The organism is Sorangium sp. So ce327, assembly GCF_051530205.1.
Classification (GTDB): Bacteria; Myxococcota_A; Polyangia; order Polyangiales; family Polyangiaceae; genus Sorangium; species Sorangium cellulosum_B.
The window spans coordinates 11738727-11752104 of sequence record NZ_CP150330.1; the positions used below are offsets into that span (position 1 = coordinate 11738727).

The following is a 13378-nucleotide window of genomic DNA, read 5'->3' on the forward strand; positions in this document are numbered from 1 at the left end:
TCGTACTCAGGACGGAACGTCCCTCGACGCCCGCGGGACACCCCCTACACCCCCGCATGGGCGTGTTCTGCCCCTCGCGCGACAAATTGCCCCTGCCGCCCCGAAGGGGGGCCCCTGCAGGCGCCGCCTACGCCTCGAACAGCGCCCCGCCAAGGAGCGGGGTCGAGCCCGTCGAGACCGCTCCACCGCAAGACAGGACAGCATGGCACGGGCGCTGCAAATCCTGCGGGGCTGAGCTCCGAGGACCGCGGTAGACGGTCCAACGACGCAGCGTTGGCGGGCCAGAAGAAGGAGAAGTTGCCATGAACCTGACGGAAAGCTGGATTGGCGATAAGCCCTTGGTCCCGCCTTGCGGCTTGTTCGGCAAAGGTCAGCATATCGTCCTGGCTGAAGACGACGAGGATTTCCGGTCCACGATCGCCATGGCGCTCCGCAGCGACGGGTTCGAGGTGTCCGAGGCGCGAAACGGCCTCGAGCTGCTCGACAAGGTGGCGCCCTGCCTCGGTGGGAACGAGCCCCCGAAGCCGATCGATGCGATCGTCAGCGATATCCAGATGCCCTGCTTCTCGGGGATGGAGATCCTGGAGGGCCTCGCCGAGGTGAGGCGGCGGCCGCCGGTCATCCTGATCACGGCGTTCGGCCACCCGCACCTCCACGCGACCGCGCGCAGCCTGGGCGCCTCGGCCGTCTTCGAGAAGCCGTTCGATCTGGACGATCTCCGCAGCGTGCTGTTCAACCTGAAGGACGCGCCCGGCTTCGACGGCGGTTACTGACGAGGACCGACGAGGACTGACGAGGGAGCGCTCCTCCGCGCTCCTCGGCCGCCGCTCAGCCGTCCGGCCGCGGGAGGGGGGTCGCCGCCGCCCAGCGCGCGACACAGCCCCGCTCCTCCTCGGTCATCTCCAGCATGTCCGCCACCATCCCGTCCAGGTGGCGCCGGGCGTCGGCCGGCAGGCCCGCGTTCGCCGGGCCGAGCTCCCGTCCGAGCGCGTCGAGCGCCGCGATCAGGGCGGCTCCCGCCGGCGGGGGCGCAGGGATCGCACGCAGGTGCGCAATCTTCACCTGCGGCATGCCCTCGCGCGCGTCCCGGTGACGCGTGTAATGCCACCAGCGGACGGGAGAGGAGTTGAGGTAACAGAGCAGCGCGAACTCGCTCCAGGTGGCGTCGGAGAAGCCGGCCAGGATCGAGTTGCGGAACGGGAGGCCGTCGCTCAGCGCGGCGATCGGATAGCGGGCGGTCTGGCGGATGAGCAGCCGCACCGCCTTCCAGTCCTCGTCCTTCCGGAAGCGGCCCTTCACGCCGGCGCGATCGACGTGGTGGCGCGGCGCGCGCGCGATCAGCTCGCCGACGTCGGTGCCTTCCCGGATGGGGCAGGTGTACGGCGGCTCCGGGGCGTCCGCGCGCCGGATGCGCTCGGCGTCCTCGGCCGTCGTCTGAAACCCGCGCTCGCCGAACAGGGCCGCCGGCAGCGGGGGCAGCGCGCCGAGCCGCTCGAGGAGCCGGCGGGACACGACGTCGAGATCCGAACGCGCGAGCGGCCACGGGGCGGCCACCGTCCGCGGGGCGGCGGGGGCGAGGCGGGTCGAGAGGAGGCCCATGCACGGCTGGAACACGCCGTCGAAGGCGTCGCTGCCGAAGCTCGGAAGATCGGAGTCCACGGCGCAGAGCGCGTCGTGCGCGCGCCGCGTCGGGCCGTATCCATCGAGATCCGACACCGACGTCGGGATGACGAGGCCGAGCCGCCCGCCCGGCCGCAGCAGCGACGCGGCCCGGTGCACGAACAGGCCGTGCAGCGAGCGGTAGCCGTGGAACGCCGGGTTCCTCCGGAGGTGGAGGTGGAAGACCTCGGGCGCGATCGGCTGCGCCGCGCGGCCGACGTACGCGACCCAGGGCGGATTGCCGATCACGGCGTCGAAGCCCGGCTCGGAGCGATCGAAGACGCCGGGGAACGCGAGCTCCCAGTGCAGGAACCGGCGCTCCTCGGCGATGCGCCGCGACAGCGCCGCCCGCGGATCGGCCGGCTCGCGCGCGGCGGCCATGTAGCGCGCGAACGTGGCCGGCGCCGGCGCCAGGGCCGCGAGCTCGCCCGCCGGCGGCCAGAACCACAGGGCCATCCAGGCGTCGAGCGCCGCCTGATCCGCTCCCTCGGCGCCCCCGGGCCCGTCGCGGGGCGCTCTTTCGGCGGCCTCCGGCGGCGTGCCCTCCGGCGGCGTGCCCTCCGGCGGCGTGGCCTCCGGCGGCGCGCCCTCCTTCGGCGCGCCCTCCGGCGGCGGGCCCTCCGGCGGCGCGCTCTCCTGCGGCGCGCCCTCGGGCCGCGGGGGCGCAGGAGCCTGCCGCAGCAGGGCCCGCCGCGTTTGCCGCTCCCCGGGGCCGCGGGGCAGCCTCGCGGCGGACGGGAAGCCGCCGACCTCCGCGCGCTCGGCGCCGATGAGGCTATCGCCGCAGCGAAGCTTGCCGTCGAGGAAGCTCAGCGGGAGGCGCGCGTCCTGCACGACGAGCCACAGCGATAGCCTGGCGAGGTCGACCGCGAGCGGGTCGAGATCGACGCCGTGCAGACAGCGCTCCGCCACGAGCGCCATGGCGCGAGGGAGCAGCGGCTCGCCGGGGGCGAGGGGCGGCGCCGCACCGGCGCTCTGCCATGCCTCGACGAGGCGCGCGGCGAGCTGGCGGCACGCCTCCACCAGGAACGCGCCGGATCCCATCGCGGGATCACACACGGCGAGCGCGAGGACATCCGCGGGCGCCGCCGGCCGGCCGTCCCTGCCGAGCAGCGGCGACAGCGTGCGCTCGACGACATGCGACGTGATCTCCCGCGGCGTGTAGTACGAGCCCGCGCGCCGCCGGAGCTGCCCCGGCTGGAGGTAGAGCGCGCCCCGCGCGATCCGGTCCGGCTGTCGCGGGGACGCGCGGCGCGCGAGCGCCTGCGACAGCTCGGCCACGCTGCCGGCCGCGGCGACGCGCGCTGCCGGCCGCGCGCCGAGCTTCAGGTCCGCCACCTCCTCGAGCTGCGCGAGCCGGTCACGGCCGGGGAGGGCGAGGAGCGCCTCCAGATCCACGACGACGTGCGACGGCAGGAGCGCCATCGACTCGCCCTCGGCGATCTCGAGGTCAAAAGCCAGGAGGCCCTCGTAAAGCGTGCCGAGGTGCTCGACCTCGAGCTCGCCGTAGCGCAACGGCACGCCGTCGTGCACGAGGAGCGCCGAGAGCACCCGGTGGAGCGCGCCGTCGCTGAGCCACGGTCTCCCCTCCAGGAAGGGGTGGGCGTCCGGATCGCAGAGGCCGCCGCGCGCGCCCCCGGGGCCGCGATCGCGGAGCGCGCAGAAGAGCGCCGCGATCCTCGCCCACGCGCCGTGGCGGCGCTCGAGGTCGTCTCCCTGCCGTCGCCGTTCTTCCTGGAGATCCTCGAAGAGCCGGGCGAGCGGCGCGCCGCCGCCTTCCACGCCGGCGAGCAGGCCGCGCGCCTCGGCGTAGAGGAGGAAGATGAGCCGCATCAACGCGGACACGAGGCCGGCGCGGAGGCGCCGCCGCCCTTCGGCGGAGCCGGCGCACGCGACGTCGCCGCCCTGCGGATCCGCCGCCTGAAGGCCGCGGAGGACCTCGCCGAGCGCGCCCTGCGCCTGATCGCGGAGCTGCCGCGCCACGCCGTCGGCGGACGGCGCGGATCCATCGAAAGACGCGCCCGTTCGCTTCGCGGCGCCGCGCTGGGCGAAGGCGCCGCCTCGTTCACGGTCGCGGCCCAGGAGGGCGGCGCTGAGCTGAGGGCATTCCGAGGACACGCAGGTTCCGCAACAGCATTGCGGATGGGACCGGGTGCAGGCAAGCGCCCCGGCGCGGCGTCGCGCCGGCCCGCGCCGGCCCGCGGCCGGGCGCCGCCGCCGCGCGAACGCCGCGCCGGGAGGAACGCCGAGAGAAGACCTCCATGTCCTGCCCCCTTGCGGCGATCTCGGCGCTTGCCGGTGTCGCTCCTCGCGCCGCGCGGCGCCCTGGAGAGGAGTCCTTCCTCGCCTGGAGGTCCTCACCCAGCACGGTTTACCGAGATCCTCGTGAAAGCATCTCTCACACGCGACCACATCGAGGTACGGTTCGTGCCGCATGCTCAAGAATGAATCCTGAGCTGTTCGAACGATACGCACTCGCTCATTCACGCAATTCGCGCTCTGGCTCCGTGGCGCGGCGCGGCGCCCTGCTCGCCGCGCTCCTGCTCGGGATCTCGGCGTGCCACGACGCCGGCGAGACGCCGGTGCAGGAGCCCACCGGCGCGGTCACCGGCGGGATTGACCTCTATTCCGGCATTCCCCAGGACGGCATCGTCCTCGGGGATCCGAGCGCGCCGATCACGCTTGTCGAGTTCTCCGATCTGCGTTGCTCGCATTGCCGCGATTACGGGCTCGAGATCTTGCCCGTGATCCTCGAACGCCATGTGAGGACGAAGCAGGTGAAGCTCGTATTCCGGAATCTCGCGTTCCTCGGTCCGAGCTCCGTGCAGGCCGCGCGCATGGCTGCCGCGGTCGGGATGCAGGGTCGGCTCTTTGATTTCGTCGACCGCTTCTTCCGGCTCCAGGCGCGCGAGCGCCCGGTGATCACGGACGAGCTCCTGTTGCGCGTCGCCTCCGAGGTGCCGGGCGTGGACGCAGAGCAGGCGATGGCGCAGCGCGACAGCCCGGAGGTCCTGCAGCAGCTCGAGGCCGCGCGGACCGAGGCGGCGGCTCTCCAGGTCCGGGGCGTGCCGGCGCTGTTCCTGATCCGGGAGGGGCAGGAGCCCCTCCGGCTCCGCCTCACCTCGATGTCGCCGGAGCCGATCTCCCGCGCGATAGAGCAGATCATGATCGATGCGCAACCGCCGGGGTGAGCCGCCGCGACCGCCCGGGTGAACCGCCGCGACCGCCGCGACGGGCGCCGGCGCCTCGCGCGCTTTTTGGTACGCTCGCGCGGGGATGACCGCATCGCCGCTCGTGTTCCCTCCCCGCCCCCCCTCGCTGCGCGGCCGTCGCCGCGAGCTCGCGACGCTCCTGGCGACGGTCCGCGCGTCGCGCCCGACCCGCGTCGCGCTCGTCGGCACCGGCGGCAGCGGCAAGTCCACGCTCGCGTGCGCGCTCGGGCACAAGCTCGCGCGCGAGCTCCCCGGCGGGATCCACTGGTTCCGGGTCGGCGCATGGGACGCGCGCACGCTGCGCGGCATGCTGTCGCTCCGCTTCGGGGCAGGGCCGTCGCCGTCGCTGCCTGCGCTGCGGAGCCGCCTGCGAGCGCTCGGGGAGATGCTGATCGTGCTCGACAACCACGAGCACGACCGCGCCGTCGCCGAGCTGCTCGACGACCTCCGCGACGAGGCGGTGACCTGGGTCATCACGGCGCGGCGCTGCCTCGTCGCCGGCGTCTCCATCTTTCCGGTCATCGCGCCGCTCGTGACCTCGGGGCGGAGCCCCTTCCCCGCGGTCGCCTCGCTGACCCGCCTGCTCCGCTGGAACCCGGTCTCCCTGGAGCTCGCCGACGCGATCGTCGGCAGCGGCGCGGCCGACGTCGCCGAGCTCCACCGGTGGCTCGTGGCGGGCGGCGTCGATCGCGTGCGGGTCATCGATCACGAGGACGACCTCCCCGAGGTCGGCCTGCTCGTCGCGTGGGCTTTCCGCGGGCTCTCGCCGCCGGCGCGGCGGATGCTCGCGGTGCTGGCGCACTCGAACGGCGACCACATCGACGAGGGCTCCCTCGCCGAGCTCGCGCGGGCCGGGCGGCGCGCCGGCGACGCGCTGGCCTCGCTGCGCCGCTTCCGGCTGGTGCAGGAGCCGTTCGCGGGCCGCTTCGCGCTGCACGCGACGGTGCGCCACGCCGTGCTGAAGCGCACGCAGATGGATCAGCGCCGCTTCTTCGAGCATTACATGGCGCTCCTCGAGCGCTCTCCCGAGCGGCTCGACCTCGAGCAGACCCACCTGTTCGCGGCCATGGACTTCGCGCACGACGCCGGGAGCGTCGCGGCCGCCCTCCGCGTGAACGATCTGCTGTCGCGTCTCTCGCTCTGACACCCGCGCCGACGTCAGGTCACCGCGGCGCGTCCGGGCCCCCCACCTTGCGGGCCCCCCACGTGCTGGCGGCAGAGATCGACGAGGCGCTTCAGCACCCACTGCCCCGCGGGCCCCTGCACGAGGCCCGGCCTGTGGACCACGGCGAGCGGCAGGACGTGCTCGTCGTCCCCCCACGCCGCCGGCCAGATCCGGACCAGGCGCCCGGCGTTGAGGTCGTCGCGGATCATGTGCTCTGGCAGGTTCCCCCAGCCGAGCCCCGCGCACAGGAGCTCTCGCTTGGTCTGCAGATCCACGACGCGCCAGGTGCGGGGGGACAGGACGGCCTGCTCCGGCGAGCGCCCTCCGCCGCGCTCGCTCAGCACGATCTGCACGTGCTCGCGCAGCTGCTCGATCGCAACGCGCGCGCCGCGCGGATCTGCGGCGGCGAGCGGGTGTGTCTTGCCGACGACAGGCATCATGCGCACCGAGGTGAGGTGCTGGCGCTCGAGCCCCTGGGCCGTCGCCGCCGGCCCCACGACCCCGAGCTGGCATGTCCCGTCGAGGACGCGATCGGCGACGGCGCCCATGGTCTCGGTGTGGACGACGAGCTCCACGGTGGGGTAGACGCGCGCGAACTCGACGCAGAGATCGACGAGCGCGGACAGCGGAAAAATGGCGTCGACGCACAGCGAGACGAGCGGGTCGAGGCCGCCGGCGAGCCGCTGCGCCGCGCTGCTGAGGGCGTCCGCGTCGGCGCACACCCGCCGCGCGGCGCCGAGCAGGACGCGGCCGTGCTCCGTGAGCGCCGGGATCCTCGTCGACCGGTCCCAGAGGGCGATCCCGAGCTGGCTCTCCAGGTTGGCCATCGCGTGGCTCACGGCCGACTGGACGCGCCGGAGCTTCCTGGCCGCGGCCGAGAAGCTGCCCTCGTCGGCGACCGCGATGAACGTGCGCAGCTGTTCGAGCGTGATGGAGTCGTGCACCGCGCTTCACCATGCCACGGCGCGGTTCGGCACGGCGCGGTTCGGTCGCAGGGTGCGTGCGCGTGCGTGCACGCCCGAGGTCGCGGGCCTCTGCGCTGCTGGTGTCCCTGAAAGCGGCGCGGCGACCAGGACAGGCGAGGAGCGTTTTCCCAAGGGGTCTACCCTCCAGCGGGCCGCGTCGTCCGCGGGAAGGTAGACCCCTTTTTCTCACGCTCCTCGCCTGCCCCGGCCGCCGGCCGCGCGCTCAGCCGAGCGCGCTCGTCACAGCCTGGAGCAGGCCGACCCGCCGATCAGAGCGGCGGATTGGCGTTCTTCACGCACTCCACGAAGTAGTCGTGGAACCACTGCCCCGCCTGCGGCGCGCGCGTGTCCGCGTTCTCCTTGCCGCAGAACAGGTCGTAGCGCGGCTGGCCCTCCTGGCCGACGCCGTCGGAGTCACCCGGCGGCTTGACCCACACGAAGGCGTCGAGGTTCGTCGCGCCGCCCGGGCTGGCCTTCGGCCGCTCGCCCATGCCCGCGCCCTTGTTGTTGCACCAGTAGCCCCAGTCCTTCCGGATGTTGCCGACGCCGTTGCGGCTCGTGTCGATGATGAAGTGCTTGTCGCCGAGGCCCTCGGCCGCGAGCGCCGAGGCCATGGCATCGACGTAGTCGAACTCGCCGAAGCAGGGATTGCTCTGCTGTTCGTAGCTCTCCGAAGTGTAGCTGAGCTGCGTGTAGTTCGCGACGTTGGTCGCGAAGCCGCGGACGCTGGCCGGGCTGCCGGCGGCCTTGATGACCTCGGCGAAGATCTTGGCGCCCGCCTTCTGGTTGTCAGGCCAGCCGAGCCAGCCCGAGTGCGCCGCATCGATGTACTGGTACACGTGCGGCATGTTGAGCTCCTTGAGCGTGTGCGCGACGTTGTCACGGTAGGACTGCGCCGTCGTCTCGTCGCATCGCTTCCCGCCCAGGTTCGTCGCGATATTGGGGAGCGAGTCGGGCTCGATGACCGCGGCGATGCGCTGACCCGAGTGAGCGGCGAGGATCTGCTTGATCGGGGCGATGTACTCTTCTTTGTACCGCTGGGTGCCGTTCTGAGCGAGCTGGAGCTCGCCGTTCGACGCCTCGGCGAAGCAATCGCGGTTCGGAAGGTCGTAGATGACGATGAGCGCCGTGACCGGCTCACAGGTCTCGTTCTGGCGCTTGAGCGCCGCGTCGAGGTAGGCCGGGAGCTCCTTGATCGCCTCGATCCGGTCGAGCCAGAACGCGGTCTGGATCTGCTTGACCTTCTCCATCTTCGCCTTCAGGGCCGTATCCGTGACCATCGCGATCGACGAGTCGACCTTCTTGACGTAACCGGGGTCCACGAACAGCTCCGCGCCCGCGAAGGGGTTGCCGTTCGGAGCCGCGATGTCGACCGGGGTGGTGCAGTTGCCGCCGCCCGAAGCCGCGCTGGTCGTCGGATCGACGGTGCCGGTGCTCGTCGTCGTCGGATCGACGTTGCCGGTGCTCGTCGTCGTCGGGTCGACGTTGCCGGTGCTCGTCGTCGTCGGATCGACGTTGCCGGTGCTCGTCGGGGTGCCCGCGCCCACGCCGCTGCCCGTCGGGGTGCCCGCGCCGCTGCTGCCCCCGCCCGTCCCGCTGTTGTCACCGCCCCCGCCGTCCCCGCACGCCGTGAGCGCGAGGATGACCGCAACCGACGTTGCCAACCCCAGCTGATGCGTCTTCCTTCTCAGCATATTAAGCCTCTCATCACTTCAATGAAGAAACCAGGCCAATTCAACGCGTCAAATAGCGGGCCGAATTTAGACCAATGGCCTCTCTCGGGCAAGGACAAACGACGGCTATCCCACGCCAACGCGGCTGCGTCGTAGTACGCTATGTAGGTATTTTTCCACGGACGCTAGAACGATCGACACCTCTCGACGCGCGTCACGCGTGCGTGCGTCTTGCCCGACCCGCGCGCGGCCGCGATGAAGCTGCAGCGGTTCTGCAAGGGGAGAACGCACCGGCGGGGGGCGAGCGCGATCCGCTCAACGCAACGCGCAACCACCACGACTCCGCAGTTGCGAGCGCGGCTGGGTCCGGATGTGACACGGCAGACGGATAGAAGGGTTTCAGTTCTATTTCCAAGGTTGTCAGCGGCGACAGACTCCGCTCCTCCGCGCTGATGACACACACCAGGGCTGCTCGGAGCGCTGCGCCTGGCGTCATGCGAGCAGGCGACGCAGGGCGCCATGGAGCATCCGATGTCGAGGGGCGAAGTGCGCCGCTCGCCCGCGCGTGCGAGTGAGCCTTCTTCCCAGCCTTCCCAGCCGGACGCTCATGACGTGACAGCGCGTTAGATCGCGCTCGACATCCGCGTGTCGCGGCGTCCGTCGCGGCGCGTTGCCGTCATCGGGCCGTCACGGAGGGCTTTCTGGCCGACCGCCGGCGATCGGTTAGGCTTCCGTCCCCCTTCGTGCAGAGCTGCCCATGCGCTTCGCGGTCTTCTCGCTGATCCTCGCCCTCGTCCTCGGCGTCCTGGGCCTGTACGTGCACCGGCGCGCCTCCAGGCTGCTCGGCCTGGGTGTGCGCGCCCGGCGCGCGCTGGCGTGCCTGTTGGCCGCCGGCATCATCGCCATGATCTCCGCGCGGTTCGGGCGCGGCGCGCTGCCGGACGGCGTGCTCCGCGGCATGGGGCTCGGCGGAAGCACGCTCTCGCTGAGCGTCTTGATCTCCGCGGTCCTGCTCGCTGTCGTGGACCTCGGCCGGCTGATCGCGCGGCTCGGGCGCGCCGCGCTCGGGCGCGCGACGGCGGCCGCCCTCGCGGACGGCGGGACCGCCCGCCCTGCCGACACGGCGTCCCACCCCGCGGAGCGAGGGGCGCAGGAGGACGGCGGCCCCGCGGCCCTGCCGCTCCCGCCGCCGGTCGAGCTGCCGACGCTCGCCCGCCGCGACTTCCTCGCGACCGGGGCCGCTGGCTCCGCCTTCCTCATCGGCGGCGGAAGCGCTGTGTATGGCGCGCTGCTCGGGCGACACGACTACACAATCGAAGAGGTCGCCATCCCGATACCGGGCCTGCCGCGGAGCCTGGACGGGTTCACCATCGTGCAGCTGTCCGACATCCACCTCGGGCTGTTCGTCGGCGAGCCGGAGATGCGCGCCGCCGAGGATCTCGTGCGCGAGGCCCGCGGCGATCTCGTCGTGATGACGGGTGATCTCGTGGATTTCGATCCGAGGTACGCCGAGCACCTCGGGCGCCTCACGCGGAGGCTCGGCCCGCTCGCCCGGCATGGCGTCGCGGCGATCCCGGGCAACCACGACCACTTCGCCGGCATCGACGCGGCGCTGGGCGCGCTGGAGCGCGGCGGCGCCCGGGTGCTGAGCAACCGCGGTTGCGTCGTGGGCGGGCCCGGCGGCGCCTTCGCGCTGCTCGGCGTCGACGATGTGTGGGCGCGAGGGCGAGTCCCCGGCGGCGGTCCGGACCTCGGCCGGGCGATCGCGGACGTGCCCCGCGATCTGCCGCGCGTGCTGCTCTGCCACAACCCCGTGTTCTTCCCGGACGCGGCCGGAGAGGTGGCGCTGCAGCTCAGCGGCCACACCCACGGAGGCCAGATCAACCTCCTCGTGCGGCCCGCCGATCTGGTGCTCCCCCACGGCTACGTCGCCGGGCTCTACCAGCGTGGCGGTTCGCATCTCTACATCAACCGCGGCTTCGGCACCGCCGGGCCGCCCGCCCGCGTCGGCGCGCCGCCCGAGGTGAGCCGCATCGTCCTCGTCGCCGCCTGACGTCACGCCCGACGCCGTCCCCGTCGAGCTCGCATGGCGCTGGCGAGCGGACGGCCGAGCCCGGCATCGATCTGCGGAGAGCCGCCGCGATCTCCCGGGCGCTCGAGGGTCTCCGGCAGTGGCGTGTTCTCCGGTTCTTGATTCCCGTGCTGAGGGTGTTCACCCTCCGATGCGCGATGAGCGCAACACGTGCGGCACGTACGACACGCGCGAACCGTGAGGCGCGCGCGGCACGTCGACACGCGCTGAGCGCCCCGGGCCCCCGGCGGGCGCTCCTCCTCGGGATCGCGCTCGCGATCGGCGCCGAGGGGTGCGCGCGAGCGCCGCTCGCCGCGCCTCTCGGCCGTGTCGGCCGCAGCGATCCGCCCGCCGCCCGGCAGGAGCACGGGCGCGGGTTGGAGAGCGCGCCCCAGCCTGCGCCGGAGCCTCCGCCGGCCGCGGACGAGCCCGAGCTCATGGCGCTCGAGGTCCCGGACTTCGGCCCCGCGGTGGTCGTGACGCCGCGAGGCAAGGGGCCGCGGCCCCTGCTCGTGGTCGCGCACGGCGCGGGCGATCGGCCCGAATGGCACTGCGACATCTGGCGCGGGATCGTGAAAGGGGCCGGCTTCGTGCTCTGCCCGCGCGGAAAGCCGATCGACGTCCGGACGCCGGACGCCGGGCAGATCTTCTACTACCCGGACCATCACGCGCTGAGCCGCGAGGTCGCCGCGGCGGTCTCGGCGCTGTCGGCGCGCTTCGGCGATCGGGTGGATCTCCGCGACCCGATCTATGCGGGGTACTCGCAGGGGGCGATCATGGGCGCGCTGCTCCTGCCCGGGCATCCCGCCCGCTTCGCGCGGGCGGCGCTGATCGAGGGTGGATACGGCAGCTTCGACGAGTGGACGCCCGGCGCCGCGCGGCGCTTTCGCGGCGGCGGCGGGGCGCGGGTGCTCCTCGCGTGCGGGCGGGCCGACTGCGCGGCGCAGGCGCGCAAGACGCGGGAGGTGCTCGAGCGCGGCGGCGTCACGGCGCGCGTCGTCCACGCCGTGGGCGCCGGCCACAGCTACGGCGGCCTGATGGAACGCGCGCTCCACGAGGCGTACCCGTGGGTCGTCGAGGGCGATCCCCGCTGGCTCGACGGCGAGGCCTCGCCGACCGGCGGGGCCGCGCCGCCCGCGGACGCCGCCGCGCCGACCGGCACGGCCGGCGCCCGCTCATCAGGACGCGGCGGCGATGCTGCGCGCGCGCTCGGCCAGCCCCTGGACGACGGAGTGGAAGCTCCGCAGCTGCCTCACCTTGCCCTCGCCGAAGCGCCGCTCGATGCCGCGCCGGAGCGCCGGCACCCTGGCGGTCCCGCCCGTGCAGCACACGACGTCGATGCCGTCGAACGACAGGCCCGCGTCCGCCACCGTCCGGTCGAGCGCGCCGAGGACGGCGTCGATCTGCCGCTCGCTCCCGGCCTCGAACTCCTCTCGGGCGATGCGCTCGCGGATGTGCATCGACGGGTAATCGAAGCGGAACTCCGTGGCCGCCTCGCCGGACAGCGCGCACTTGCTGCGCTCGATCTCCTCGAAGAGCCGGAAGGCCAGCGAGTCCTCCACGAGGCAGAGCAGGTTGTCCATGCGCTGCCGATCCTCGGGCCCGAGCGACCACGCCTTCACGTCGCGGAGGAAGGTGAGGACGTCGCGGTGCTGGAGCACCGTCATGTCGGCCGGTGAGCAGAGCTTCTCGGCGATGGATCGCGGCATGGTCAGCTGGTTCGAGCCGAGCGGGACGCGGTAGGTGACCTCCGCGCCGAAGTGGCGGGCGATCTTGTGGCGCATGAGGCTGCCGTCGAGCGCGTCCCCCGCCACCGAGACGCCGCCGAGCGACAGCACGTCGGACGGCGAGAACCCCTCCGGCCGCATCCGGACGATCGTGTAATCGGACGTCCCGCCGCCGAAGTCGGCGACGAGGACGACGGCCCCGCGATCGAGCTCCAGGTGGAAGTCGTGCGCGGCGGCGACCGGCTCGGGGCAGAACGAGACCTCGCGGAAGCCCGCGATGCGCGCCGCCCGCTCGAGGCGCTCCTCGGCGAGCCGATCGTCGGCCGGTTCGGCCGAGAATTTCGCCGGCCTGCCCAGCACGACGCGCGCGACGTCGGCGTCGAAGTGGCGGTTCGCCTGCTCGCGCATCTCCCGGAGGAAGCGGCCGATCAGGTCCTCGATGGTCACGACCCGGTGCCCGATCTGCGTGCCGGAGAAGCTGCGATCGGGGAGGTATTTCTTGATCGAGCGGATGAAGCGGCCCTGCATGCCGTTCGCGACGAAGTCGCTGATCGCCGCCGCGCCGCAGGAGAACCGCTCCTGCCCGAAGAACAGGAGGCTCCGGAGGACGGTCGGATCGGCCGCCGCGGCGTCGAGCGGGATGGGCGGGCAGGTCGCCTCCGCGCTGGCCGCCGAGAGCAGCGAGTTGGAGGTACCGAAATCGACGGCATACACCTCGGGCCTGAATCGTGCGGACATGATCTCGCCTCCTCGTGGGCTGCTTCGCGAGCACGCGGATCTCGCCGATCCGGCCACCTATTTACAAGCTACCGAATGCATGAGAAAATATCGGCTGGCTCGCGGGATGAGCAAAAGTTGCCGCCCAGCCCGCTCTGACACACGCGACGCAGAGCGGCGGTCACCCGC

The 13378-nt window shown here is 72.7% G+C and carries 8 protein-coding genes; 4 read left to right on the plus strand and 4 right to left on the minus strand.

The window, feature by feature from the left end; translation table 11 throughout:
• Positions 1-302: 302 nt before the first annotated feature.
• Positions 303-773, plus strand: a complete 471-nt coding sequence (locus WME95_RS44120) for a response regulator (protein ID WP_437295895.1) — start codon at positions 303-305, stop codon at positions 771-773.
• Between the two features lie 55 nt (positions 774-828).
• Here WME95_RS44120 and WME95_RS44125 read toward each other — a convergent pair whose 3' ends face one another.
• Entirely contained in the window at positions 829-3777 is a 2949-nt protein-coding gene (locus tag WME95_RS44125; RefSeq protein ID WP_437905194.1) for an Eco57I restriction-modification methylase domain-containing protein, read from the minus strand.
• 389 nt (positions 3778-4166) lie between these two features.
• Here WME95_RS44125 and WME95_RS44130 point away from each other — a divergent pair, with 389 nt between their 5' ends.
• Positions 4167-4850 carry a thioredoxin domain-containing protein gene (locus WME95_RS44130; protein WP_437905195.1) on the plus strand — a complete coding sequence of 228 codons (684 nt, stop codon included), beginning with the start codon at positions 4167-4169 and terminating at the stop codon, positions 4848-4850.
• Between the two features lie 85 nt (positions 4851-4935).
• Positions 4936-6015, plus strand: a complete 1080-nt coding sequence (locus tag WME95_RS44135; RefSeq protein ID WP_437295898.1) for a hypothetical protein — start codon at positions 4936-4938, stop codon at positions 6013-6015.
• Between the two features lie 14 nt (positions 6016-6029).
• Here the strand turns inward: WME95_RS44135 and WME95_RS44140 are convergent, their stop codons facing one another.
• Together WME95_RS44140 and WME95_RS44145 are read right to left on the minus strand one after the other, a co-directional pair.
• Positions 6030-6980, minus strand: a complete 951-nt coding sequence (locus WME95_RS44140; RefSeq protein WP_437905196.1) for a LysR family transcriptional regulator — start codon at positions 6978-6980, stop codon at positions 6030-6032.
• Positions 6981-7270: 290 nt separating this feature from the next.
• Positions 7271-8665 (minus strand): glycoside hydrolase family 6 protein, encoded by a 1395-nt coding sequence (locus WME95_RS44145; protein WP_437905197.1) that lies wholly within the window; start codon positions 8663-8665, stop codon positions 7271-7273.
• 766 nt (positions 8666-9431) lie between these two features.
• Here WME95_RS44145 and WME95_RS44150 point away from each other — a divergent pair.
• Positions 9432-10727, plus strand: a complete 1296-nt coding sequence (locus tag WME95_RS44150) for a metallophosphoesterase (RefSeq protein WP_437905198.1) — start codon at positions 9432-9434, stop codon at positions 10725-10727.
• A gap of 1196 nt (positions 10728-11923) precedes the next feature.
• Here the strand turns inward: WME95_RS44150 and WME95_RS44155 are convergent.
• Entirely contained in the window at positions 11924-13210 is a 1287-nt protein-coding gene (locus WME95_RS44155) for an Hsp70 family protein (protein ID WP_437905199.1), read from the minus strand.
• Between the last annotated feature and the right edge of the window lie 168 nt (positions 13211-13378).

Coding starts and splice junctions, on each gene's coding strand:
- WME95_RS44120 (WP_437295895.1), top strand. CDS start 303: ATGAACCTGACGGAAAGCTGGATTGGCGATAAGCCCTTGGTCCCGCCT.
- WME95_RS44150 (WP_437905198.1), top strand. CDS start 9,432: ATGCGCTTCGCGGTCTTCTCGCTGATCCTCGCCCTCGTCCTCGGCGTC.
- WME95_RS44155 (WP_437905199.1), bottom strand. CDS start 13,210: ATGTCCGCACGATTCAGGCCCGAGGTGTATGCCGTCGATTTCGGTACC.
- WME95_RS44135 (WP_437295898.1), top strand. CDS start 4,936: ATGACCGCATCGCCGCTCGTGTTCCCTCCCCGCCCCCCCTCGCTGCGC.